18 protein-coding genes and 1 rRNA gene are annotated in these 24112 nt (G+C 65.9%); 5 read left to right on the top strand and 14 right to left on the bottom strand.

Annotated elements, in window-relative coordinates; genetic code table 11:
• Positions 1-307: 307 nt before the first annotated feature.
• Positions 308-2668, bottom strand: a complete 2361-nt coding sequence (locus tag LQ564_RS25475) for a penicillin acylase family protein (RefSeq protein WP_371873551.1) — start codon at positions 2666-2668, stop codon at positions 308-310.
• Entirely contained in the window at positions 2665-4305 is a 1641-nt protein-coding gene (locus LQ564_RS25470) for a DUF418 domain-containing protein (protein ID WP_231060927.1), read from the bottom strand. The genes LQ564_RS25475 and LQ564_RS25470 overlap by 4 nt, the downstream gene beginning before the upstream one ends.
• Before the next feature lie 193 nt (positions 4306-4498).
• Between LQ564_RS25470 and LQ564_RS25465 the strand changes: the two genes are divergently transcribed.
• The 4 genes from LQ564_RS25465 to LQ564_RS25450 all read left to right on the top strand — a co-directional run bounded on the left by LQ564_RS25465 (position 4499) and on the right by LQ564_RS25450 (position 9028).
• Positions 4499-4954 (top strand): MarR family winged helix-turn-helix transcriptional regulator, encoded by a 456-nt coding sequence (locus LQ564_RS25465; protein ID WP_231060926.1) that lies wholly within the window; start codon positions 4499-4501, stop codon positions 4952-4954.
• A gap of 244 nt (positions 4955-5198) precedes the next feature.
• Positions 5199-7205, top strand: coding sequence for a sigma-54-dependent Fis family transcriptional regulator (locus LQ564_RS25460; protein WP_231060925.1), 2007 nt, complete (start codon positions 5199-5201; stop codon positions 7203-7205).
• Between the two features lie 134 nt (positions 7206-7339).
• Complete coding sequence (locus LQ564_RS25455) at positions 7340-8305, top strand: beta-propeller fold lactonase family protein (protein WP_231060924.1); 966 nt, start codon at positions 7340-7342, stop codon at positions 8303-8305.
• 99 nt (positions 8306-8404) lie between these two features.
• A complete protein-coding gene (locus tag LQ564_RS25450) occupies positions 8405-9028 on the top strand; it encodes an IS607 family transposase (RefSeq protein ID WP_231060923.1) in 624 nt (207 codons plus the stop codon).
• 311 nt (positions 9029-9339) lie between these two features.
• On the opposite strand, the gene LQ564_RS25445 is transcribed toward LQ564_RS25450, so the two are convergent.
• The 10 genes from LQ564_RS25445 to adh form a co-directional block, all read right to left on the bottom strand.
• The gene (locus LQ564_RS25445; protein ID WP_231060922.1) at positions 9340-10356 is read right to left on the bottom strand and encodes an ATP-grasp domain-containing protein; all 1017 of its coding nucleotides are present in this window, start codon (positions 10354-10356) and stop codon (positions 9340-9342) included.
• A 45-nt stretch (positions 10357-10401) separates the two neighbouring features.
• The gene (locus tag LQ564_RS25440) at positions 10402-11343 is read right to left on the bottom strand and encodes a hypothetical protein (RefSeq protein ID WP_231060921.1); all 942 of its coding nucleotides are present in this window, start codon (positions 11341-11343) and stop codon (positions 10402-10404) included.
• A 7-nt stretch (positions 11344-11350) separates the two neighbouring features.
• A complete protein-coding gene (locus LQ564_RS25435) occupies positions 11351-12235 on the bottom strand; it encodes a quinoprotein dehydrogenase-associated putative ABC transporter substrate-binding protein (RefSeq protein ID WP_231060920.1) in 885 nt (294 codons plus the stop codon).
• Entirely contained in the window at positions 12232-12651 is a 420-nt protein-coding gene (locus tag LQ564_RS25430; RefSeq protein WP_231060919.1) for a c-type cytochrome, read from the bottom strand. Before LQ564_RS25430 ends, LQ564_RS25435 begins: the two co-directional genes overlap by 4 nt.
• A gap of 104 nt (positions 12652-12755) precedes the next feature.
• Entirely contained in the window at positions 12756-14561 is a 1806-nt protein-coding gene (locus LQ564_RS25425; protein ID WP_231060918.1) for a methanol/ethanol family PQQ-dependent dehydrogenase, read from the bottom strand.
• A gap of 201 nt (positions 14562-14762) precedes the next feature.
• Entirely contained in the window at positions 14763-15101 is a 339-nt protein-coding gene (locus LQ564_RS25420) for a hypothetical protein (protein ID WP_231060917.1), read from the bottom strand.
• Between the two features lie 58 nt (positions 15102-15159).
• Positions 15160-15762 (bottom strand): S-(hydroxymethyl)glutathione synthase, encoded by a 603-nt coding sequence (gfa, locus tag LQ564_RS25415; protein WP_231060916.1) that lies wholly within the window; start codon positions 15760-15762, stop codon positions 15160-15162.
• 22 nt (positions 15763-15784) lie between these two features.
• On the bottom strand, positions 15785-16891 hold the full coding sequence (locus LQ564_RS25410) for an S-(hydroxymethyl)glutathione dehydrogenase/class III alcohol dehydrogenase (protein ID WP_231060915.1): 1107 nt from the start codon (positions 16889-16891) through the stop codon (positions 15785-15787).
• Positions 16892-16924: 33 nt separating this feature from the next.
• On the bottom strand, positions 16925-17311 hold the full coding sequence (locus tag LQ564_RS25405; protein WP_231060914.1) for a DUF779 domain-containing protein: 387 nt from the start codon (positions 17309-17311) through the stop codon (positions 16925-16927).
• A 19-nt stretch (positions 17312-17330) separates the two neighbouring features.
• A complete protein-coding gene (gene adh / locus LQ564_RS25400) occupies positions 17331-18851 on the bottom strand; it encodes an aldehyde dehydrogenase (RefSeq protein WP_231060913.1) in 1521 nt (506 codons plus the stop codon).
• A 242-nt stretch (positions 18852-19093) separates the two neighbouring features.
• Here adh and LQ564_RS25395 point away from each other — a divergent pair, with 242 nt between their 5' ends.
• On the top strand, positions 19094-21220 hold the full coding sequence (locus tag LQ564_RS25395) for a TonB-dependent receptor family protein (protein ID WP_231060912.1): 2127 nt from the start codon (positions 19094-19096) through the stop codon (positions 21218-21220).
• A gap of 6 nt (positions 21221-21226) precedes the next feature.
• Here LQ564_RS25395 and LQ564_RS25390 read toward each other — a convergent pair whose 3' ends face one another.
• Both LQ564_RS25390 and rrf read right to left on the bottom strand, forming a co-directional pair.
• Positions 21227-23602 carry a TonB-dependent receptor gene (locus LQ564_RS25390; protein ID WP_231060911.1) on the bottom strand — a complete coding sequence of 792 codons (2376 nt, stop codon included), beginning with the start codon at positions 23600-23602 and terminating at the stop codon, positions 21227-21229.
• Between the two features lie 406 nt (positions 23603-24008).
• A 5S ribosomal RNA gene (rrf, locus tag LQ564_RS25385) occupies positions 24009-24112 on the bottom strand; the annotation flags it as partial.

Raw genomic sequence — 24112 nt, 5'->3', positions numbered from 1 at the left:
TCAGCTGGCACCTTCATCAAACGCCCACACTTATCGACTGTTGATTGTTAAAGATCGGTATTCTGTACTACCTTGCTGCACCGTGCGAAGCGTTGTGTTCGTCAGCAGCAGAGGAATGAGATTATGCAGTATTTCGCGATGCTCGTCAACCTCTTCTTTGCTTCAGCTCAGATTTCTCTGGGGATATTGCCAACGTAACCTTTTGATTACGTTAACCTTTTTCCATCCGCGCTTTGCAGCGCTCCTGAAGCGGAGGCGCACTATAGCAAAGCATGCACGCCTCCGCAAGGGCTTCTTTTCACATGACTCAGGGCCCCGGCACGAGTTCGATCACCTTGCTCGCCGCCTTCCGCACCGCCTCACGCGAGTACAGCAGTGGGAAGTACTTCCCTTCCGCCCAGCTACCGGCCAGATCGCGGTAATGCGGGCTGGACGGGTCGCCCGACTGCCCCGGCGTGTTGACCGCACGCGAGTTATCCCAGTTCCCCACGTCCAGCACGATCCTGAACGAAGGACCATGCGCTTGCCAGAAACTGTCCGGGTGGTAGCTCGACACGTTCACCGTAGAGGCGCTGCCTCCGCGCGGCAAAGGCCCGACGTTCACCTGCGCCTGTCCCGCCTTGTCGAGAATCGCCGCCATCGGATGGATGAAGAGGCTGAAATGCAGCTTCCCCCATTGCCAGCGCGCCGGATCCCTCCCCTGCAGCGCCTCCGTCTCGGTCCAGGCGGCAGACAGACTGGTGAGGAGCACCTCGTTACGCTTGCGGACCGCATCCTTGCCGAAGCGCGCGGCCGGCTTCTCCAGCGATTCGAGCAGCACCGTCGGATGCGGCGCATCCATCGCCCCGGCCGCGGCCGGCGTCAGCACCGCCGCCTTGAAGGCATTGCCCAGGTGGCGCGACCACCACACCTCGTACAGCGCGGCCGGCGCCGAGGACGCACGCTCTTCGCCGTTCCACGATGACAGCAGGCGCAACGCGGCCGATGCGGCGCGGTCCTGCGACGACAGCGGCTTGAGCAGCGCCACCAGCCGGCGCGCATTCAGGTTCACGACGTCGTTCTGCAGCCGCTGCATATCCTCCATGCTGGCCTTCGGCGTTTGCGAGAGCACCTCGGCGATACGCCGGGCGCGCGCATCGTCCGGCCACTCGAAGCCGAGCTTGTACTCCTTGTAGGGATAGCCCGCCGGCAGGTTCATCTCGTTGGCGGAGGCGAACCAGCCCTGCTTCGGATTGAGCACATACGGCAGCCGGGCGCCGTCGAGGAAGCCCTTCCACTCGTAGCGGCCGTCGCCCGGCACCGGCATCAGGCCGTCCCAGTTGGGCCGCACCGGGGCCAGGCCGCCGGCGACCCAGCCGATGTTACCGGCGGTGTCGGCATAGACCTGGTTCTCGGTCGGCGCGCCCCAGCGCTGCATGGCGCGGCGGAACTGGGTGAAGTCCTGGGCCTGCATGTAATCGATGCTGCCGAAGTATGGCGCCATGCCGGGCGCCGTCCACGCGGTGCGCACCGCGAAGGCGCGGCGCGTGCCGGCGTCCTGGTGGATCAGCGGACCATGGCGCGTGAAGCGCAGCTCGACGGTCTTCGCCGGAGCGCCGCGCACCTCGACCTTTTCACGCACCATGCGGAAGTCTTCCCACTTGCCGCCATAGCGGTACTGGTTCGGATTGGCGGGATTGGTCTCGTAGACGTACAGGTCTTCCTGGTCGATGCTCATGATGGTGAGCCCGAAGGCGACCTTGCCGTTATGGCCGATCGACACCCCAGGCAGCGCCGGCTCCCCCGCCCCGATCACGTCCAGGCCCGGCGCGTTCAGGTGCACGATGTAGCGCAGCGACGGCGCGCCATAGGCGCGGTGCGGGTCGTTGGCCAGGATCGGGCGGCCGGTACTGGTGCGCGAAGGCGCGACCACCCAGTTGTTGCTGCCCTCGAGCGTTTCCTGGTTCGGCAACGGCAGGCGCGAGGCCTGGAGCGTGGCGCCGTCGAAGCGCACATTGTCGGTGGCCAGGTGGAAGACTTCGAGCGCATCCTCCGGCAGGCAGGGGTCGAGGCCGTCGGGCACGCGCGTGGTCCAGCGCGGCGACAGTTTGGCGCGCACCTCGTCGGATGCGAGGCCGGCGCGGCAGACCACGCGCGCCCGGGCGAACTCCTGGGTCAGGTTGCGGGTCAAGCCGTGGCTGCGGATGCGCACCACGTCTTCCGGACGCCACTTCGCCGGCAGGTAGCGCAGCTGGCGGAATTCGAAGGGCAGCAGCTCCGGCTTGCGCGCGATGTGGTCGATATAGGCGTTGATGCCGGCGACGAAGCGCGCGCTGGTGCGCTGCGCATCCTTGCCGTAGGACTGCCATTCGGCGTCCATGTCGCCGCGGTAGAGGAAGAGGCGCGCGGCGCGGTCCTGCTCCGCGTAGGCGGGGCCGAACACCGAGGCCAGCTCGCCCAGTCCGCGGCGACGCCACAGATCGATCTGGAACAGGCGATCGCGCGCGGCATTGAAGCCCTGCACGAAGAAGGCGTCGTCCTGGCTGGCGGCGTAGATGTGGGGCACGCCCCACTTGTCGACCAGGATGCGGGCCGGCTGGATCAGGCCGGTCACCTTGAGCGGCTGGGCGCCGGCCGGGAGCGCCGCGCCGCACAGCAGCGCCGCGCCGAGGAGAACCCGCCCCTTCACGCCGGCGTGGCCACGGCGGGCGCCTCAGGCGACGAGGTGATGCGCATCGGCGGGATGGTCCAGTAGGTCACCGCGCGCCACAGCCATTCCATCGGGCCGTAGCGGAAGCGCGCCAGCCAGAAGTGGCTCAATGCGATCTGGAAGATCACGACGACGGCGACGAACAGCATCTGGTCGACGCGCGAGGCGCCGAAATTGCCGAAGCCGTAGCCGAAGAAGAAGGTCGAGGCGATCAGCGACTGCATCAGGTAATTGGTCAGCGCCATGCGGCCGAACGGCGCCAGCACGCGGATCTTGTTGAAGGCCGAGGCGCTGTACAGCATCAGGATCATCAGGCTGACGTAGCCGAGCGAGGCCGGCAGGTTGCCCAGCATTTGCAGGCCCTGGGCGAACTGCCAGCCGTCGGCGCCGCGCGAACCGGGGACCGGATGCATCGCGATCGCGGAACCGATCAGGCCCAGGCCGACGCCGACCGGGATGCCGAACAGCGCCAGCTTGCGGAACAGCGGCAGGTGGTCCTGGGCGCGCTCCATGATGCCGGCGCGGACGAACCAGCTGCCGAGCAGGAACATGCCGATCAGGATGGTCGCGAAGCCGACTTCACCGGCGGCGTGCTCGGGGAAGCGCTCGGCGCGCAGCGCGACCACGTCACCGTAGCTGCCCTTGCTCAGCGCCGCGGTCTCTTTCGCGATGCGTTCCTCGCGTTCCTTGCGCATCTTGACGCGCTCGGCTTCCTGCTCCTGCTGCTTCTTCGCCAGTTCCTTGGTGGCGGCGGGGGCCGGCGCCGGTTGCGGGAAGTAGTACTGGGCGGCGCCGGCGGCGGCCATCATGAAGAAGGAGAAGCAGTAGATGCCGACACCCAGGCGCCATGGACGCGCCGCCTTGTCGGCCTGGTAGCGCTTGGTGAGAAAGCCGAGCATGAACAGGGCGAAGCCGGCCACCGGCATCATGACGCGGCCTTCGATCGGCACGCTCGGGATGAACCAGGTGGCGATGCCGCCGATCAGGGAAATGCCGCCGATGACCATCAGGATGTACGCCAGCACCGACGGCTTGCGGAAGCTCTTCATGTGCTGCTCGCCGCGCAGCCACCAGGCCGCGAGGCCGAAGAAGGCCAGGCCGCCGGCCATCCCGAACAGCCATTTCATGTTCGGGATGAAGCCGCCGGCGATGCACAGGACGATCGCCAGCAGGATCCACTTGGCGCGGCCGTAGAGGACGATCAAGAGGGCCGCCGCGCTGACGGCGTAGCTGACCAGGATGTCGCCGCCGAACAGGAAGATGTGGTGGAAGGCCCCGAACACGGCCAGCGCCGCGATCCGGCGGATATAGGGCACCAGGAAACTGCGCTCGGCGCGCGCGGCGCGGCTCAGCATGATCGCGAAGCCCATGCCGAACAGCAGCGAGAAGATGGTCCAGAACTTGCCGGTGACGAAATACTGGACGAAGTAGCTGATCCACAGGTTGGCGCCCGTGACGCTGGCCGGGATGCCGGACCCGAGATCCGAGATCGCGCGGTTGAAGAACTCGACGTTCATCATCAGGATGCCGATCAGGGCAAACCCGCGGACGACGTCGAGCGACTGGATGCGTTCGTTGTTCGCCACCGGCGTCAACGATCCTGCTGGTTTGTCCATGACCCATCCCTTTCTGGTTCTGATTATTGATCGAATCATCGTAGTCCAGAGTCTGCATGTCGAAACCGGAGATGCGACGAAATGCCGAAAACCGCGGACGAACTGCAGATTGTCAGGACATTATTCAAATTGCATAGAAAGGCGCTGCGGATCGTCGCTTGCAATTAGCTTGTGCGCGATCTATATTGGCTGGATGAACACGCCAACTTCTTCTTCAGCGCCGGCACTCGACAACCAGCTGTGCTTTGCCCTCTATTCCACCTCGCTGGCGATGATGCGCGTCTACCGCGGCCTGTTGCCGAAACTCGGGCTCACCTATCCGCAATACCTGGTGATGATGGTGTTGTGGGAACAGGACAATCTGACGGTGTCGGATATCGGCGAGCGCCTGTTCCTGGACTCGGCGACCCTGACCCCGCTGCTCAAGCGCATGGAAGCCCAGCAGCTGGTGACGCGCGCCCGCGCCAAGGCCGACGAGCGCCAGGTGATCGTGACCCTGACCGCGCAGGGCCAGGCCTTGCGTGACGAAGCCGCGAAGCTCATGCCCCAGGTCCTGTGCGCCACCAAATGTTCTGTGGAAGAAATTACCGGCTTGCGCGACCAGTTGGTCGACCTGCGCAAGAATCTGAACGACAGCGCCGGCCTCTGATCTTTTTGCTCCGACCATCGGTATCCTCCATTGTTCCCACCGATCGACCGCTTGCTGACGGCGGTCTGCCTCGCGCGCTTTCCGGAAATTTTTGTTCTTTCCTCGGCTTAAAGTAGCGGGACAATTCGTGGTCGCCGGGTGTATTCTGTGTCCGATTGAAGCGGTCCAGGGTTATGTCGGCGTAGAAGAACAGTCCATAAAGTAACGGCAGCCGCACGGCGCCAGTTACGGACCAGGAGACAATATGTCGAGGTTTGCCGTTGAACACGTCAAGCGCGTCCGTTCGGTCGTCCAGGACCGGATAGCTACCGACCAATTGGAGACCGGGAACCGGATCACCCGGTCATGGATCCGATGCCTCCACGATTACCAGCTCGACCCCGGCACCAGCGCCGAGCCCGAGGTGGTCGCGCCCGTCGAGCTGCAGGAACGCCAGGCCCGCCTCGCCGACGTCCAGGCGGTGGCCAAGGTCGAGATGGCGAACCTGTACCAGCAGCTGGCCGGCTCCGGCTACGCCATCATGCTCACCGACCGCGAAGGCGTGCTGCTGAATTACTTCGGCGACCCTGCCTTTACCCATGCCGCATCGAAGACCGGGCTGGCCCAGGGCGCGGTCTGGAGCGAACGGGTGCAGGGCACCAACGGCATGGGCACCTGCCTGGTCGAGCGGCGGCCGATCACCGTCCACCGCGACGAGCATTATCTATCCCGGAATATCGGCCTGAGCTGCGCCGCCGCCCCGATCTTCGACCACGAAGGCGAGCTGGTGGGCGTACTCGACGCCTCCGGCGAATCGCGCCTGGCCCAGCAGCACACCCTGGCCCTGGTCTGCATGTCGGTGCAGATGATCGAAAACCGGGTGTTCCTGCACCAGTTCCGCCACGACTACATCCTGCGCTTCCACAACCGGCCCGAATTCGTCGGCACCCTGCACGAAGGCGCGATCGCCCTGAGCCTGGAAGGCAAGGTGCTGGCGGCCAGCCGCGGCGCCCTGTTCCAGCTCGGTTTCGCCAGGCCGGACGAGATCGTCGGCCGCGACATCGGCGAACTGTTCAACGTGACCTTCCCCGGCCTGCTCGACAGCAGCGTGCGGCGCGCCTTCCACCCGGTGCCGATCTTCGAAGTGCGCAACAGCGCGCGCTTCTTCGCCGTGGTCTACCAGCCGGTCGCCGGCAACGGCGTGCGCCGCCCGCCGCGCAGCCTGCCCTGCGCCAGCCTGGGCAGCGCCTGCGCGCTCGACACCATGCACTTCGGCGACCCGGTCATGGCGGCCCACGTCGCCACCGCCAGGCGCATCGCCGAGCGCAACGTGTCCACCATGCTGCTGGGCGAAACCGGCACCGGCAAGGAAGTGTTCGCGCGCGCCATGCACCAGTCCGGGCCGCGCGCCGGCTGGCCTTTCGTGGCCATCAATTGCGCCTCGATCCCCGAATCCCTGATCGAAAGCGAACTGTTCGGCTACCGCTCGGGCGCCTTCACCGGCGCCAGCAAGGACGGCCAGCGCGGCAAGCTGCTGCAGGCCAACGGCGGCACCCTCTTCCTCGACGAGATCGGCGATATGCCGTTCACCCTGCAGGCGCGGCTGCTGCGGGTGCTGGAAGAACGCGAAGTCGTGCCGCTCGGCGGCGAAGCCCCGGTCAAGCTCGACATCCGCCTGATCAGCGCCACCCACTGCGACCTGGACAAGAAGATCGCCGCCGGCGAATTCCGCGAAGACCTGTATTACCGGCTGCAGGGCGTCACCCTGCGCTTGCCCCCTTTGCGCGAGCGCGCCGACCGCCGCGCCCTGATCGCCCACCTGGCGGCCCAGGAATGCGACGAGGGCAGCGTGGTGGAACTCGACGACGCCCTGCTGTCCGCCCTCGACCGGCTGCGCTGGCCCGGCAATGTGCGCCAGCTGCGCCACCTGCTGCGCAGCATGATCGCGCTGCGCGAATCGGATTGCCTCGGGCTGCATAATTTGCCGCCGGAATACCGCTTCGAGTCGGGCGCCGCGCTGCCCGCGCCCGCGCTCGCCCTGGTGGCGGCCTCCGGTTCGCCCTTGCCCGTGCATGGAACGCCCGGCAAGGCGCCCGATCTCGCCTTGAGCGCGCTCGAGAGCGCGGAGCGCGAAGTGCTGCTGCAGGCGCTGGAGCGGCACGCGTGGAATATGAGTGGCGTTGCACGCGAACTCAATATCAGCCGCAATACGCTGTACCGCAAACTGGGGCGCCTGAACATCGAGCATCCCGACAAGAAGCTGTTTCATTAAGAACCTATCCCAGTAGGGAGAGGGAAGTTGATGACGATGACTGGCAAGCGCGGGCAAGGCGCGAAGACGCCGCATGCCGGGCCCGGCGCCGTGTCCTGTCCATGTCGTTACATCGGTCCGAAGGGAAAAAAGCCATGTCGTTCATTCGCCGCATCCGCGTCCTTGCGCCGGCAGGCTTCGCCGCCCTCGCCACGGCGTTGCCCGCCACGCTCTTCGCCGCACCCTTCGCCTACGTGCCGAACGAAGGCAGCGGCACGATTACCGTGATCGACACCGCGACCGACCAGGTGGTCGGCGAAATGCCGGGCGGGACCAAGCCGCGCGGCCTGGCGGTCGGCGCCGACGGGCGCTGGCTGTACGTGAGCGACCAGCCGAACAACCGCCTGCAGGTGCTCGACCTGAAGGCGCGCAAGCTCGGCCCGGCGGTGCTGCTGGGCGAATCGCCCGAAGGGGTGTCGATCTCCCCCGACGGACGCTGGGTGGTCGCGGCCATCGAAGGCAAGAACGAGATCGCGGTCACCGACACCCGCACCCGCAAGCTGGCGTTCGCGATTCCCGTGCACGGCAAGAATCCCGAGCACGCGGTGTTCAGCCCCAATGGGCGCCTGCTGTTCGTCAGCGCGGAGGAAGGCGACGCGGTCGACATCATCGATTTCGCCACCCGCAAGCAGGTGGCGCAGGTCGCGGTCGGGGCGCGCCCACGCGGCATCGGCTTCCTGCCCGACAGCAGCCGCGCCTACGTCGCCACCGAAAACGCCAATGAGGTCTTCGTCATCGACACGGCCAGGTACGCGATCGTCGCGCGCATCAAGGCCGGGCTGCGCGCCAACGGCATCGCCGTGCATCCGAACGGCGGCCAGGTGTACGTGTCGAACGGCGGCGACGCCAACGTCTCGGTGATCGACACCGCCAGCAACCAGGTCGTGGCCACGATCCCGGTCGGACAGCGCCCATGGAACATGGCGCTCACGCCCGACGGGCAGAAACTGTATGTGGCCAACGGACGCAGCAACAATGTCTCGGTGATCGACACCGCCAGCCGCAGCAAGTTGCGCGACATCCCGGTCGGCAAGCTGCCGTGGGGCGTGGTCATCAAATAGGGAACGGATCTTTCGCAACGAGGAATGCGCCACGCCAGGCCGGCTACAGTGCCGGCCGTTTAGCAGGAACTTATTCATCGTTGAGTGGTCATACTCGACATGAGCAAGTTCGTATCCATCACCACCGCGGCGAAAGCGCTCGGCGTCTCGGCCAGCACCTTGAGACGCTGGGAAGCGGCCGGCAAGCTCGTTCCCACCAGGACCAAAGGTGGCCAGCGCCGCTACGACCTCGCGACGATGCAGCCGGACCGCTATCACGGCGCACCCCTGCCGCGCAGGACCATCGCCTACGCGCGCGTCTCCGGCATCGAGCAGCGAGCGGATCTCGAGCGGCAGCAGCAGCTGCTGGAACTGTACTGCGCAGCCCAGGGCTGGCCGTTCGAGCTCATCGCCGATCTCGGCTCGGGCATGAACTACCACAAGAAGGGCTTGAGAAAGCTGCTGGGCGAGATCCTCGATGGGAACATCGGCCGCCTGGTACTGGTCCATCAAGACCGTCTGCTGCGCTTCGGCGCCGAACTGGTGTTCGCCGTCTGCCAGGCGAAAGAAGTCGAGGTCGTAATCATCAACCAGGGCGAAGACCGGAGTCTCGAAGAGGAACTGGCCGCCGACGTCCTGGACATCATCATGGTGTTCTCGGCCAGGTTGTATGGCAGCCGCAGCCACAAAAATCAGAAGCTGATCGATGGTGTGAAAGCGGCAGTCAAGGAGGCGCAATGCTGATCGCCCATTGAATCCGGCTTGGTCCTGCAAGCAAGCTGTATCGCACGAGCGGTCGGTGCTGGCCGTTTTGACTGCAACTGGGCGCTGGACGAATGGAGGCCGCCCGTATCAGGTCCATGTGCTCGACACTGCGCTGACGAAGCCGAACGATGCGGCGCTGCGCCGCTAAGCCGATGCCGTCGAAGGTGCCGGGTTTTCCTGGATGCCGGAGGTGACGAAGTGCGCGCAACGGATCGCGGTTCAGCCATCGGATAAGGCATTCCAGAATTTCTTCGCGCTGCCGCGTGCATCGAGCGCATGCATCCCGTTCATCAAGGAAGCTGGGGCTGGCCAAAACTGTCGACATCGACATGGACCGTGCGGCGCCGTGTGGCCGGAACCGCTCCCGCCCGCAGCGCCGCCGGCCCCTTCAGCAAATCGATGACCAGGCCGGCAGGATTGCAGCCGGTCGCCGCGTGCAGCCCGGCATAGGCCGCAGTCAGGCGCGGATTCACGTCGAGCACCACGGCGCCGGCGGCGCCGCGGATGAAGTCGACCCCGACATACCCCCACAGCGTGGGCAGCGCCGCGGCCACTTGCCGGGCCAGGGCGGCCAGGCCGCCGTCCGCATCGTCCAGGCCGTTGACGGTGCTGCCGATGAAATGGAAGCGGTTGTCGCGCACGGCGACCCGCTCGCGGTTGCAGGACAATACCCAGGCCTGGCCGTCGCAGCACAGCAGGGACAGGCTGCCGAGCTCGCCTGCAACGAAGGGCTGCAGCACATAATCCTGGCCGGCGTGGGCACGCACATGGGCCAGCGCCGCCGCACGGTCGCTGAACAGGCGGGTGTCGAGGCAGCCGGCGCCGTCGTCCGGCTTGACGACCCAGGCGCCCTGCGCTTCCGGCAAGTTCGCATGCGGGCTGTAGGTGGGAACCGCCGGGACACCGCCGTCGGCCAGCGCGCGCGCCACCGCCCGCTTGCTGGCGGCGACCCGCACCGCGCCGGGCGCGCTGCCCAGCAATACCCGCTTGCCGCGCAGGACCTCGCGCGACAGCCCTTCCAGCAAGCCTTCGGTTTCGAGCGCCAGCGGCCAGACAGCATCGGCCGCCTGCACGCAGTCGGCCAGGCGCTGGTCGAAGGTCTTCGCGTTCGGGCCCACCTCATGCGGCCAGTGCGCATCGCCAGGCGCCGGCATGGTGTGCAATTCGACGCCGGGCACGGCGCCCAGGTCCGCCAGCAAGGCCTGGAGCAGCATGCCGCCCTGCTGCGCCAGGGAACACGGCACAGCGCGGGCGCCCGGACCGCCCGCGATGGCGTAATCGAATGCAAGCACTTTCAAGCGTGCCATGGCGTCCTCCGGTGTCACGTGTCCGGGTGTCCGGTCGCGCCAGGCTCAGCGTTTCGGATCGGCGACCTTGGACAGGGTAAGCGTTTCCTCGATTTGCGGCGCGGCGCCGACGGGGCCACGCGCCTGCGGCCCGGCCCCTGCCGCGCCGGACCCGGTCGTGCCTGCAGCGATCGCACCAGGACTGGCGTTGCCTGGATTGGCCTTGCCTGGACCGGCCGTGCCTTGACTGGCCGTGCCTTGACTGGCCGTGCCTTGACTGGCCGTGCCTTGACTCGCCGCGCCGGCGTGCCCGCCCATCCGCGTCTCCGCCGCCTTGAAGGTGCGCCCGCTCTCGCCCATCCCCAGCGTGGTCGAGATCTGGTACACGCCGCCCGGCACCGCATCGCTCAGGATGAAGGTGTAGGTCTTGTGGATGTACGCTTCGAAGCGCGCATGCAGCGGGTCGTCCAGGTAGGGCTGGATGCGCACTACCTGGGCCTCATGGGACTTGCCCTGGAAGGCGATCGGCTGCCGGCTCAGCTGCGCCGCGTTTGCCAGCGCCATCCGGATGCGCTTGCGGAAGTAGGTGGTGGAGCCGCCGGTGAGGCGTTTCATCTCGGCGATGTCGTGCTCGAGAAAGCCGAGCAGGACCGGATTGCCGTGAGCATCGTCGATGTCGGGCAGTTCCCGTTTGCGTGCGCCGGAAAGAAAGCGCAGGCGCGCATGCATGTGCCCGTTCTCGCGGCTCAGGTCGAGCGCGACCGTGTCCGAATACCCCGGCTCGACATTGCTGACCTTGCGAAAGTCATACAGCAGGGCAGCCGGCGCCGGCGTGCGCGCCAGGTGGTCGGTCTCGAACAGCAGGACCTCGGCCGGCGACACCGGCTGGGCGCCGGCCTCGCCGGCGACGAGCAGGGCGAATACGGCCAGCGCCACCCACATGATGCGGACGCCCATCCCACGCCGCGGGCCCGCGCCGCCGTCGCGCTGTCGCTGGATGCGGGTCATGGTGTCCTCAAGGTTGGGATGGCGCAGGCGGCGGCAGCGCCGCCCGCGGCACGCCGTACTGGTTGAGGATCGCGTCGATCTTGTCGTGGTTGCTGTCGATCAGGCGGTCGATCAGCTGGCGGAACTCCTTGTCGGCATGCCGCACGCCCATGGCGATTTCGAAGTCCAGCTTCATGCCGGGGCGCGACTGCAGCGGAATGGCGACGATCGCCGCGCCGGGCGCCTTGCGGGCGAAGTAGCCGGCGATCGGCCCCCAGGCGAAGGCGACGTCGATCTTGCCGTTCGCGAGATCCTTCTCGACTATCTCGCCCGGATATTGCTCGGCATCCCCTGTCTGGCTCTGGTACCAGTGCACCTGTTCCATCATACCGTTTTGCAGCAGCCATTCGATGACCGGCGAACCGGCGAATACGCCGAAGCGCAGCTTGCTGCGCAGCCCGGCATCGAGCGCCAGCAGGTCGTCCAGCGTGCGCACCCGGTCCAGGCCATGTCCTTTGAGGTAGGCCATCGCGTAACTGGAGCGGTAGTAGGAATGGGTGGTGGCCGCCAGCTCGAAGCCCTTGGCCACGCCGGTCACCAGGTCGCATTTGTAGCGTTCGGAGTGTTCTTCCTTGGCGCGCAGGGTGTTGCGGATGAAGCCCATGCGCTGCGGATACCAGGTGTGCTCGAGCTTCCAGCCCAGCTCGCGGGCGAACAGCGCCGCGATCTTGTTCTCGAAGCCCTCCTGCGCGCGGTTCGACAACGGCAGGTTGTTCGGATCCTGGCAGACCCGCAATACCTTGTCGGCTCCCGGCGCCTCGGCCGCACCCGGCTGGGCCGCGACCGGCAGCGCCAGGCAAGCCAGCAGGCCGGCGGAGACGGCGGACCCGGCGGACAGGACCCGGCGCCTCATTTGCCGATCTCCTGCAGGCGGCCCGGCTCGATCGCGCCGTCGGAGCGCCCCTTCAGGTAGGCGTACAGGCTGTCGATGTTCTCGGTCACCATCTTGCTGCCATCAAAATTCGGCATGCCCTTCTCGATCCGGCCCTTCAGCACCACCACCTTGAACTGGTCCTTGTTCAAGACCTTCAGGCTGTCCACCAGCGAGGGGCCGACCATGCCTTCCTGGGCCGCGCCATGGCAGCGTTCGCAGGCCATGGCGCGCCAGGTCTTCCAGCCGGCCAGCGTCTGGGCGTCGACCTTGTTGCCGCCGTCAACCTTGTAGGGCGGATTGTCGGCGGCGCGCGCAGCGCCGGACTGCGCGGCGGCGGAGGCGCCCAGGGACCAGCACAGGGCGGTCAGCCACGCCCGCTTCGTCAATGTCTTCATCTCGATTCCCGGCAATGCAGGGACGCGGCGCCCAGCATCCGCCGGCCGTCCCCGGTTTCGTCAAGGCGCGGCGGCGTCAAGGCCGCTGCGCCGTACGGCGGACCCTAGCGGTCCGGCAGCGCGAACACGGTCAGCACGCCGCCCAGCTCGGTGTACTTGGCCAGGTCCTTGTAGCCGCCCACCGCGCCCAGGCCCTCGGTGCCCTTGGTCAGGCCGGCCGCGAGGCCGATCCCGGCCCAGCCGCCGATGCCCGACAATACCCCGATGTATTGCTTGCCCTTGTATTCCCAGGTATGGACGTTGCCGATGATGCCGGACGGGGTCTTGAACTTCCACAGTTCCTTGCCGTTGTGGTCGACCGCCTTGATGTGGCCTTCCAGGGTGCCGTAGAACACCACGTCGCCGGCGGTGGACAGGGCGCCGCTCCACACCGAGAATTTCTCCGGCTTGGACCAGACGATCTTGCCGGTGCTGGCGTCGAAGGCGATGAAGTTACCCAGGCCGCCATGGCTGTCGGGCGCCGCATACATCGACAAGGTCGAGCCGACATAGGGCTGGCCGGCCGTGTACTCGATCTGGAAGGGCTCGTAGTCCATGCACACGTGGTTGGTCGGCACGTAGAACAGGCCGGTCTTGCGCGAATAGGTGGCCGGCTGCTGGTCCTTGGTGCCGAGCGCCGACGGGCAGATGCCCTTCGAGTTGAAGTCGGGGCCGTTCTTGTCGGTGCTGTACTTGGCCACCACCTGCGGCCGCCCGCTCTTCATGTCGATGTGGGTCGCCCAGTTGACCTTCGGATCGAACTTCTCGGCCACCAGCAATTCACCGCTGACGCGGTCGAGCGTGTAGGCGAAGCCGTTGCGGTCGAAGTGCACCAGGGCCTTGCGGTCCTTGCCCTTGACCTTCATGTCGACCAGGATCATTTCGTTGACGCCGTCGTAGTCCCACTCGTCGTGCGGGGTCATCTGGTAGACCCACTTGGCCTGGCCGGTGTCGAGGTCGCGCGCGAAGATGGTCATCGACCATTTATTGTCGCCGGGACGCTGCCGTGGATTCCAGGTGCTCGGGTTGCCGGTACCGTAATAGACCAGGTTCAGCGCCGGGTCGTAGCTGTACCAGCCCCAGGTGGTGCCGCCGCCCAGCTTCCACTGGTCGCCCTGCCAGCTCTTGAGCGAGGAATCCGGCCCGATCGGCGCCATCTTGCCGTCGGTCCAGGTCATGGTCTTGGCCGGATCGACCATCAGCTCCTTGTCGGGCCCGGTGCTATAGGCTTTCCACAGCACCTTGCCGGTGTTCATGTCATGCGCCGTCACGCGCCCGCGCACCCCGAATTCACCGCCGCTGATGCCGGTCAGGACCTTGTCCTTGAACACGTGCGGCGTGTTGGTGGTGGTCTCGCCGATCTTCGGATCGCCGACCTTCACCTTCCACAACTCGGCGCCGGTCTTGGCGTCGAGGGCGACCAGGGTGGTGTCGGCCTGCTGCAGGAAGATCTTGCCGTTGGCGTAGGCCACGCCGCGGTTGACGGTGTCGCAGCACATGACCGGGATCACGGTCGGGTCCTGCTTCGGCTCGTACTTCCAGCGGATGGCCTGGTCTTCGAGGGCGATCGCGAACACCTTGTTGGGGAAGGGACTGTGGATGTACAACGTATCGCCGATCACCAGCGGACCGCCTTCGTGGCCGCGCAGCACGCCGGTGGAGAAGGTCCAGGCCACCTGCAGGTCCTTGGCGTTCTTGCTGTTTATCTGCTTGAGTTCGCTGTACCGGTGGTTCGCAAAATTACCCGACTGCATGGCCCAGTTCTTCGGGTCCTTGGTCAATTGCTCCACATCGGAAGGAGCGGCCAGCGCTGGCCCGGCCAGCAGCGCCAGACAGGGAAACCAGCGGACGAGTCTTGTTGTGAATGACATGGTAAGTCTCCTATGGTTTTTATTGGCGGCCATTTCCTGGGCCTTAAAGACACTGGTGGGAATGCCCCATCTTGTACACAGCACGGAATGTGCCAGCTGCACCGCCGCCGGAATCCTCCCTTGCCACGCACCCGCTTGTTCAGATTCGTGACAGTCGCATTCGGGGTTGTGTCATCGATGACGCAACAGCGGCCCCATGGATCAAGGGGTGACGTAACAGGCCTTGCTGGCGCTGGCCTGGAGCGCCTTGTACTTGCTGGCCATGTCTTTCACCGGCACCGGATCGCGGAACAGCGCGCCGCGCTCGCCGGCCATGGTCTGGTTGCGCAAGGCCGTCGACATCGTCACGTATTCGTCGTAGCTCATCTGCTTGGCGATGTGGTCGATGACGCAGGAGCACTTATACAGGTACTCGTACTTGCCTTCGTGCTTCTGCATGCACTCGAGGACGTATTCCACGCGGCCGCTGGTCGGGTAGTCGTGGGCTTGCGCAGCCGGGGGCGCGGCCAACAGCGCCACCAGCAAAAGGGATGACTTCATTCTTGTCTCCGGATAGTCCAGCACGATGGCGGCGCCATCATGCCGGTGTGCGTTGTTCTCAAGCCTGGGCATCCTTCAGCACGCCGCGCGCCTTGGCCACGTGGGTCGAGATCGCATCCATCAGCGGCGGCGACAGGGCGTCGTAGGGCGGCAGGCCGAGCTCGTTCAGGCGCGCACGCACCGCACCCATGTTTTCCGGACGGGCGCCCGATTCGATGATCGAGGAAACGAAGGCGGCGAATTCCGGTGGCGACCAGCCCTTCTCCTTCGACAGCTCGGTGTGAACGAAGTCGAGTCCATAGAAGGCGTGGGCGGTGTTCTCGATCCGCCCGTACATGTGCACGCCGCAATCGCGGCAGGCATGGCGCTGGATGGTGGCGGTGTCGTCGACCACCTGCAGCTTGTCTTCGTTCGCCGTCACGGCCACCTTGTCGCGTCCGACCACGGCGATCTGCGAGAACAGCGAGCCGTCCGGCTTCCAGCACTTGGTGCAGCCGCACACGTGGTTGTGCGCGACCTGGCTGCCGATCTCGACCGTGACCGGCTTGCTGCTGCAGCGGCAGGTCAATGTTCCGCCGGCGAAGCCAGGAATTGCCGGCGGAATGCCGTTGTCGACGGCCGGGTGGATCTTGACCGCGTCGCTTTTGACTGCATCGTCCATGATGTCTCTCCGTTACATTGAGTTAGTACAGCACGACCGAGCGGATCGACTGTCCGCTCTTCATCAGCTCAAAACCATCATTGATGCGCTCGAGCGGCAAGGTGTGGGTGATCAGGTCGTCGATATTGATCTTGCCGTCCATGTACCAGTCGACGATCCGGGGCACGTCGGTGCGGCCGCGTGCGCCGCCGAAGGCCGAGCCCTTCCACTGGCGTCCGGTGACCAGCTGGAAGGGCCGGGTGGAAATCTCCTGTCCCGCCGCGGCGACGCCGATGATGAAGGACTGTCCCCATCCCTTGTGCGTGCACTCGAGCGCCTGGCGCATCACCGTGGTGTTGCCGATGCACTCGAAGCTGAAGTCGGCGCCGCCGTCGGTGAGCTGCACGATGTCGTCGACGATGTTCCCGACCTCGTTCGGGTTCACGAAATGGGTCATGCCGAACTTGCGTGCGATCTCGACCCGGCCCGGGTTGATGTCGACGCCGATGATCTTGTCGGCGCCGACCATGCGCGCGCCCTGGATCACGTTCAGTCCGATGCCGCCCAGCCCGAACACGACCACGTTGGCGCCGGCCTCCACCTTCGCCGAAAACACCACGGCGCCCACGCCGGTGGTGACGCCGCAACCGATGTAGCAGGCCTTGTCGAAGGGCGCGTCCTCGCGGATTTTCGCCAAGGCGATTTCCGGCACCACGATGTAGTTGGAAAAGGTCGAGGTGCCCATGTAGTGGAACAGTTTCTGGCCGTCGATCGAAAAGCGCGAAGTCGCATCGGGCATCAGGCCACGGCCCTGGGTCGAGCGGATCGCCTGGCACAGATTGGTCTTGCGCGACAGGCAGAACTTGCACTGCCGGCATTCCGGCGTGTACAGCGGGATTACATGGTCGCCCGCCTTGACCGAGGTGACGCCGGGCCCGGTTTCCAGCACGATGCCGGCCCCCTCGTGCCCGAGGATGGCCGGGAAAATTCCTTCCGGATCGGCGCCGGACAGGGTGTAGTAATCGGTGTGACAGATCCCGGTCGCCTTGATTTCGACCAGGACTTCGCCGGCGCGCGGACCTTCCAGGTCGACCTCGGCGATGGAGAGCGGTTCTCCGGCCTTCCAGGCGATGGCTGCTTTCGTTTTCATGGTGTCCTTCGGTTCAGATGGAAAAAAAGACCTTCATGCACGCGCCCCGCTCGTGGGTGCGGGGAGCCGGCGCAGTTCGTCGTCGCTGAACAAGCGCGAGCGGGTGAGAAAACGCTGGCCGGTCCCGTTATCGAGCGAAAACATGCCGCCGTTGCCGGCGACCACGTCGATGATCAGCTGCGTGTGTTCCCAGTAGGCGAACTGCTCGGCGCCCATGTAGAACGGCGCGCCGTCCAGCAGGCCGAGCAGCACGTCGCTGTCGCTCAGGCTGAATTCGCCCGCCGGGTAGCACATCGGGGCGCTGCCGTCGCAGCAGCCGCCGGACTGGAAGAACATCACGGGGCCATGGCGCTGGCGCAACTGGCCGATCAGGGCCAGTGCGGCGGCGGTGGCGACCACGCGTGCGGGTGCGCTGTCCATCGCGGCTCCCCTGCCCTGTCTAGAAAAAGCCCAGTGCGTTGGGGCTATAGCTCACCAGCAGGTTCTTCGTTTGCTGGTAATGGTCGAGCATCATCTTGTGGTTTTCGCGGCCGATGCCCGACTGCTTGTAGCCCCCGAAGGCGGCGTGCGCCGGATACAGGTGGTAGCAGTTGGTCCACACGCGCCCGGCCTGGATCGCACGCCCGACCCGGAAGGCGCGGCTGCCGTCGCGCGTCCACAGGCCGGCGCCCAGCCCGTACAGGGTGTCGTTGGCGATCGCCAGCGCCTCGGCTTCGTCCTTGAAGGTGGTGACCGCCACCACCGGCCCGAAGATCTCTTCCTGGAAGATGCGCATCCGGTTGTGGCCCTTGAACACGGTCGGCTGCACGTAGTAGCCCTCCTTCAGGTCGCCCTGCAGGGCGTTGCGCGCGCCGCCCGCCAGCACCTCCGCGCCCTCCTGCTTGCCGATGTCGAGGTAGGACAGGATTTTCTCGAGCTGCTCCTGGGAGGCCTGGGCGCCGAGCATGGTGTCGGCGTCGAGAGGATTGCCTTGTTTGATGGCCGCCACCCGCGCCAGGGCGCGCTCGATGAAGCGCTCGTAGATCGATTCCTGGATCAGCACGCGCGAGGGGCAGGTGCAGACTTCGCCCTGGTTCAGCGCGAACATGGCGAAGCCTTCCAGGCATTTGTCGAAGAACGCGTCGTCCGCGTCCATCACGTCCTCGAAGAAGATGTTGGGCGACTTGCCGCCCAGCTCGAGCGTGACCGGGATCAGGTTGTGCGCGGCGTACTGCATGATCAGGCGGCCGGTGGTGGTCTCGCCGGTGAAGGCGATCTTGGCAATGCGCTTGTTCGAGGCCAGCGGCTTGCCCGCTTCCAGGCCGAAACCGTTGACCACGTTCAGCACGCCGGGCGGCAGCAGGTCGCCGATCAGGTCGATGAGCACCATGATCGAGGCCGGGGTCTGCTCGGCCGGTTTCAGCACCACGCAATTGCCGGCGGCCAGCGCCGGGGCCAGCTTCCAGACCGCCATCAGGATGGGGAAATTCCAGGGGATGATCTGGCCCACCACGCCCAGCGGCTCGTGGAAGTGGTAGGCGTAGGTTTCATGGTCGATCTGCGCGATCGAGCCTTCCTGGGCGCGGATGCAACCGGCGAAGTAGCGGAAATGGTCGATCGCAAGGGGGATGTCGGCGGCGGTGGATTCGCGGATCGGCTTGCCGTTGTCGATGGTTTCGGCCGTGGCCAGCAGGGACAGGTTCTGCTGCATGCGGTCGGCGATGCGGTTCAGGATGGCGGCGCGTTCGGCCGGCGAGGTCTTGCCCCAGGCATCTTTCGCAGCATGGGCGGCGTCGAGCGCGAGTTCGATGTCCTCGGGACCGGAGCGCGCGACTTCGCAGAACGGCTGGCCGGTGATCGGCGTCAGGTTGGGAAAATATTCACCCCTCAAGGGCGCGACGAATTCGCCGCCGATGTAGTTGTCGTAACGCTGCTTGAAAGGATTGGCTACGCCGAGTTTGCTGATATCCGCGAGATTCATGTCGTCCTCTTCTGTTGTTGATTGGTCCCCGTTCGCTGCGCCCTGCCTGTTCGGAACTGCAACAGTGCCGCGTCCGCTGTTCCAATCTGGAACAGCTGCGGCGCCGTTCATGCCCTTGTCTTCCCGGGCGGCGGCGCGCGGCGCTTGCAGTAGCAAGCCTATGCAAGCGCCGTGCCATTCATGCATGAACCGGCGTGGCAGGAATATTGCTTCTTCAGATGCAGAGCATTGTGGAGACGTGCATGGTCCAGCTTTCCTTGCAGTGCAAACCGATGGCCCTGTTCTGCGGCGCGCTTGCCGGACTTCTGGGTGGGCCCGCCGTGGCGGCGGACGATCCGGAAACGGTGCCGGTGGTGGTGGTCACCGGCAGCCGCATCGAGCACGACAGTGCCGATTTCCCGGCCGCGATCGACGTCGTCGACGCCTGGCGCATCGGGCTGGCCCAGCTGCGGGTGAATGCCTCGGAGGCGCTGGCGGCGGTGCCGGGGCTGGTGGTGCTGAACCGCCAGAATTACGCGCAGGACCTGCAGATCTCGTCGCGCGGCTTCGGCGCCCGCTCGGCCTTCGGGGTGCGCGGCGTGCGCCTGATCGCCGACGGCATCCCGGCCTCGATGCCCGATGGCCAGGGCCAGGCCGCCACCTTCAATCTCGACATGGCCGAACGCATCGAAGTGTTGCGCGGACCGTTCTCCGCCCTGTACGGCAATCACTCCGGCGGCGTGGTGCAATTGTTCACGCGCGATGGCGAGGGCCGGCCGACGCTCGCGAGCACCGTCTCGGGCGGCAGCGACGGGACCCGCAAGCTCGACGTCAACGCGCAAGGCGAGTCCGGCGGCATCGGCTACGTGCTCGATGCTTCCCGCTTCGATACCGACGGCTACCGCGACCACAGCGCGGCGCGGCGCGACCAGGCCTTCGCCAAGCTCACCATGCGCCCGGGCGCGGCGAGCCGCCTGACCATCACCGCCAGCAGCCTGACCCAGGACGACACCGAGGATCCGCTCGGCGTAACCTGGGCCACCTTCCGGCGCGATCCGCGCGCCGGCGAAATCGACAGCACCGACACGCAGCTGCCGAACCGCACCCTGGCCGAACGCTACAACACCCGCAAGAGCATCGACCACCAGCAGGGCGGGGCCGCCTTCGAACAGCGCTTCGGCCCGGACCGCCTGCGCATCATGGCGTATGTGGGCAAGCGGAAAGTTATTCAGTACCAGGCGTTTTCGCGCGGCTTCCAGGCGCCGCCCAGCCATTCGGGCGGCGTGGTCGATTTCGACCGCGATTTTCATGGGGTGGAGATTCAATGGATCGCGGTGCGTGAGGTGGCTGGCGGCAAGCTCAGCACGACCGTGGGGCTCGAATACGGCCGGTCGCGGGATGACCGGCAGGGCTTCGAGAATGTCGCCGGCGCACAGCTGGGCGTCAAGGGCGCGCTCCGACGCGATGAGCGGGATACCTTGTCGAACCTCGACCCCTATGTGCAGACCGAATGGGCCGGCGGCCCCTGGGTGCTGACGGCGGGTCTGCGCCGCAGCAGCCTGAAAGTGGATGTGGAAGACCGTTACCTGAGCAACGGCAACGACAGTGGTGCGGTCGACTACAGCCGCATCACGCCCGTGCTCGGTGTGCTTTACAAGGTGAGGGACGCACTGAACGTCTACGCCAGCGCGGCGCGCGGCTTCGAGACGCCGACCCTGAACGAACTGTTCTATTCGAGCGGTGGTGGCGGCTTCAATTTCCGGCTGGCGCCGGCGCGCAGCACCCACCTGGAGCTGGGCGCCAAGCTGCGATTTGGCGCGGAAACCCGTATCAACGCCGCGCTGTTCCAGGCGCGTACCGAAGATGAAATGGTGGTCGACAGCGCCGCCGGCGGACGTACGAGTTACCGCAATGCCAGCTCGACCTTGCGCCGCGGCGCCGAGCTGTCGGTCGAGTCCCTACTTGGTGGCGGCTTCAGCACCCGCGCCGCCCTGACGCTGCTGCGCGCGACCTACGAGACCGGTTTCGGCAACGTCGATGCCGGCAAGCGCCTGCCGGGTGTGCCGCGCGCGAATACCTATGCGGAACTGGCCTGGAAGGACGCCCCCGGACGTATTGAGACGGCGCTCGAGACCATGGCCTCGAGCAAGATCTATGCAGAAGATGCGAACCTGGAAGCCGCGGCGCCGGGCTATGCGGTCGTCAACGCACGTCTCCAGGCGCGCCAGTCGGTCGACCGCTGGCGCTTCAAGCAGTTCCTGCGAGTGAACAATGTCTTCGACCGCCGCTATGTCGGCTCGGTGATCGTCGGCGACAGCAACCGGCGCTACTACGAAGCGGCGCCGGGACGGCAGTGGATGGCGGGCGCCAGTGTCGAATACACCTTTTGAAGCGGGTCAGAAGGTGTAGCGCAGGCCGGCGATGAAGGTGCGCGGCGCTCCCGGCGCGACGAAACGCGCGTGTGCGGCATCGACTTCATCCTCGTGCGGCTTGAGCTGGCGGCCGTTCGGGAACAGGTCGGGCGCGACGGCGCCGAAGGTTTCGTAGCGGCGGTCGAACAGGTTGCTGATGCGCGCGAACAATTCCCACTTCGGCGTTGGGCGATAGCTGGCGCGCAGGGTCACCAGGCCGTAGCCGCGCACCCGCCAGTCGGCGCGCTCCGGCTCCTCATCGTCTTCCGGGTCTTCGCTCAGGCCATCCTCATTGCCTTGTGTGACCAGGCTGCTGGACGCCTGCAGGTCGGCGCCGAAACTCAGTTGCGGGTTCGCCGTCCAGTCGAAGGTCAGCTTGCCGCTATGGCGCGGCAGGCCGGCCAGGCGCATGCCGCGCCGCACCTCGACGTTGCGGGCGCCGGTGAACAGTTCGCCGTCGGCATCGTATTCCGCTTCCAGGTAGCTATAGGCCAGGCGCAGGCCGAAGGAGCCGAATTGTTGGGCGGCGGTGAGATCCAGACCCTGGTGGCGGGTGCGCTCGAAGTTGGCGAAGTAGCCCTGGCGCGAAGGCGAGCTGAGGAAGAGGATGTCGTCGCGGTTGACGGTGCGGTGCAGCGATAGCGAGTAATTACCGTCTGGCAGGCGGCCACGTACGCCGGCTTCGATCGTGCGTGCAATCACTTGCTTCAGGTAGGGGTCGGCTTGCAGGCCGACGGGCAGGCGGCAAGGGTTTTCCGGGTCGGCGCAGCCGAGCTCGATTACCGTGGGCACGCGGTGACCTTGTGCCACATTCGCAAACACAGTCGCGCCATTGCCCAGTTGGCGGGTAAAGCCCAGCGAGGGATTCAGGCGTGTGTAGGTGAAACGTTCCCGTGGCTGGACGCCGCGCTCATTGGTCAGCGTGTTCTCGACGCGGGCGCGGTTGAAGCGCGCGCTTGCGGTCAGCTGGGTAGCGGCATCGATCGCCCAACTGCCGGCGGCATAGATCCCCCAGGTGCGGGAATTGCCGACGACCGACGACGACGGTTCACGCTCCTCGTCCGGGTCGCCGATCACTTCGCGCGCGTCCGTGACGAAGGCTTCCTGCTCGAACTGGGCGTACTCGGCGTCGCTGTGGTCGAAGGTAATGCCGGTATCCAGCCGCCAGGGGCCGCGCCGGGTGCTGAAGGCGGCGCTGATGCCGCGGCTTTCCTGGCGCGTGCTGGTGGTGTTCAGGACGCCCGGATGCAGGGCGGCGCCTTCGGCTCGGGTAAAGCCGCACTCGTCCGGCTCGCGTGGCGCGCCGCTGCTGTCGAAGCCGTCTTCGCAATCTTCCACGTAGTCGTCGTACTCTTCGCTGACGTCGCCGTTGACGGTGTCGCGGCGGCTGTTGCGGGCGTAGGCGGTGGCGCTCAGTTCGCTGTCCCGGTTGAAGCGGTGGGTCAGGTTCAAGGTGCCCTGCAGCAGGCGATTGCGGGTGGTGTCGGGATGGGTGTACACGGCGCGCCGGTCATCCCCGTACAGCGGATCGGGCAGCAGGCCGTTGCCGAGCAGCCGGCTACGCCCGCCCAGCAGCGTGGCGGACCAGTCGGTGGCGCCGAGCGAGCGGCCGACCTTCACCAGCACATTGCCCAGATGGCCGGACGAGTGGTCGCGCCAGCCTTCGTCGTCGAACCAGGTGGCCCCGAGGAAGCTGTGCCAGCCGCCATTGCCCTTCCAGCCATAGGCCAGGTCCGCACGGCGCCGGCCTTCATCGGTGATCGACAATTCGAATTCTCCGCCGGGGTGGCTCAGGCCGGACTTGGTGGTGAAGGCGAGCGCGCCGCCCAGGGTGTTCAGGCCGTACAGGGGATTGGCGCCGGGGACCAGCAGCAGGCTGCCGATGCTCGATTCGGGCAGCATGTCCCAGTTCACCACGTCGCCGAAGGCTTCGTTGACGCGCACGCCGTCCAGGTAGACGGAGATTCCCTGCGAACTACCCAGCACCGGCGAGGCGCGAAAGCCGCGGAAGGTCAGGTCGTTCTGGAAGGGACTGCCCGAGGTTTCGTTGACGTTCACGCCGGTGAGGTTGCGCGACATGAACTCGGCCAGGTTTTCGCTGCCGGCTTTACGGAAAGTCTTGTCAGTGGCGAGCTGGACCGGATACGGCAGCAGATCGCGCTCGATGCCAAGGCCGGGCAATGGCGCAAGGCCAACCACCTCCACGACCGGGATGACGGCGGCCGGCTTGTCGATCCGCTCGGGGTCGGCGGCGGCGCAGGGCGACAGCACGGCTGCTGCCAGGAAGTAGCAGGCGCGCTCGTAGCTGGATGCCGGGTGACGGGTGCGGAAGGCTTGCTGGATGGCGGCGCGGAGCTGCATGAGCTTGTTCCTTGTCTGAACATTGGTCAGATTGGTAACAGCAAGGGGCGTGCCATGGATGAGACAAGGGGAAGGAGCGTGTTGAGTGTCCTGAAATGGAACAGTTTGGGCGGCTGGGTGTGTCAGGGGCGGTGAACACTCGTAAAAGCAACTGCAAGGTCAACTTAGGCACCGGCCTGCGCCGGTGCGACGGTTTTGCGGGTAACGCAGGAATCCAGCGTCGCATCCATTCACCATCAGCAGTTGAACCGTCGCTCGGCGAAGGCGTGAACGATGCCACTGGCATCGTTCACGCAATTCCGTCGCACAGTGATAGCGCATGCTTGATGCGATAACCCTGGATTACCGGAGCTACAAACGCAAAAAACCCCGCAGAGATCACCCTGCGGGGTTTTTCATATAACTAGCCTGACGATAACCTACTTTCACACTGGTTGCAGCACTATCATCGGCGCAAAGTCGTTTCACGGTCCTGTTCGGGATGGGAAGGGGTGGGACCGACTTGCTATG

This window comes from Massilia phyllostachyos, from assembly GCF_021044825.1.
In the GTDB taxonomy this organism is placed as follows: Bacteria; Pseudomonadota; Gammaproteobacteria; order Burkholderiales; family Burkholderiaceae_D; genus Telluria; species Telluria phyllostachyos.
This window is presented reverse-complemented; position numbering and strand designations above follow the sequence as displayed.

Coding starts and splice junctions, on each gene's coding strand:
- LQ564_RS25450 (WP_231060923.1), top strand. CDS start 8,405: ATGAGCAAGTTCGTATCCATCACCACCGCGGCGAAAGCGCTCGGCGTC.
- LQ564_RS25390 (WP_231060911.1), bottom strand. CDS start 23,602: ATGCAGCTCCGCGCCGCCATCCAGCAAGCCTTCCGCACCCGTCACCCG.
- LQ564_RS25420 (WP_231060917.1), bottom strand. CDS start 15,101: ATGAAGTCATCCCTTTTGCTGGTGGCGCTGTTGGCCGCGCCCCCGGCT.
- LQ564_RS25395 (WP_231060912.1), top strand. CDS start 19,094: ATGGTCCAGCTTTCCTTGCAGTGCAAACCGATGGCCCTGTTCTGCGGC.
- LQ564_RS25455 (WP_231060924.1), top strand. CDS start 7,340: ATGTCGTTCATTCGCCGCATCCGCGTCCTTGCGCCGGCAGGCTTCGCC.
- LQ564_RS25470 (WP_231060927.1), bottom strand. CDS start 4,305: ATGGACAAACCAGCAGGATCGTTGACGCCGGTGGCGAACAACGAACGC.
- LQ564_RS25445 (WP_231060922.1), bottom strand. CDS start 10,356: ATGGCACGCTTGAAAGTGCTTGCATTCGATTACGCCATCGCGGGCGGT.
- LQ564_RS25460 (WP_231060925.1), top strand. CDS start 5,199: ATGTCGAGGTTTGCCGTTGAACACGTCAAGCGCGTCCGTTCGGTCGTC.
- LQ564_RS25465 (WP_231060926.1), top strand. CDS start 4,499: ATGAACACGCCAACTTCTTCTTCAGCGCCGGCACTCGACAACCAGCTG.
- LQ564_RS25410 (WP_231060915.1), bottom strand. CDS start 16,891: ATGAAAACGAAAGCAGCCATCGCCTGGAAGGCCGGAGAACCGCTCTCC.
- LQ564_RS25430 (WP_231060919.1), bottom strand. CDS start 12,651: ATGAAGACATTGACGAAGCGGGCGTGGCTGACCGCCCTGTGCTGGTCC.
- gfa (WP_231060916.1), bottom strand. CDS start 15,762: ATGGACGATGCAGTCAAAAGCGACGCGGTCAAGATCCACCCGGCCGTC.
- adh (WP_231060913.1), bottom strand. CDS start 18,851: ATGAATCTCGCGGATATCAGCAAACTCGGCGTAGCCAATCCTTTCAAG.
- LQ564_RS25435 (WP_231060920.1), bottom strand. CDS start 12,235: ATGAGGCGCCGGGTCCTGTCCGCCGGGTCCGCCGTCTCCGCCGGCCTG.
- LQ564_RS25425 (WP_231060918.1), bottom strand. CDS start 14,561: ATGTCATTCACAACAAGACTCGTCCGCTGGTTTCCCTGTCTGGCGCTG.
- LQ564_RS25405 (WP_231060914.1), bottom strand. CDS start 17,311: ATGGACAGCGCACCCGCACGCGTGGTCGCCACCGCCGCCGCACTGGCC.
- LQ564_RS25440 (WP_231060921.1), bottom strand. CDS start 11,343: ATGACCCGCATCCAGCGACAGCGCGACGGCGGCGCGGGCCCGCGGCGT.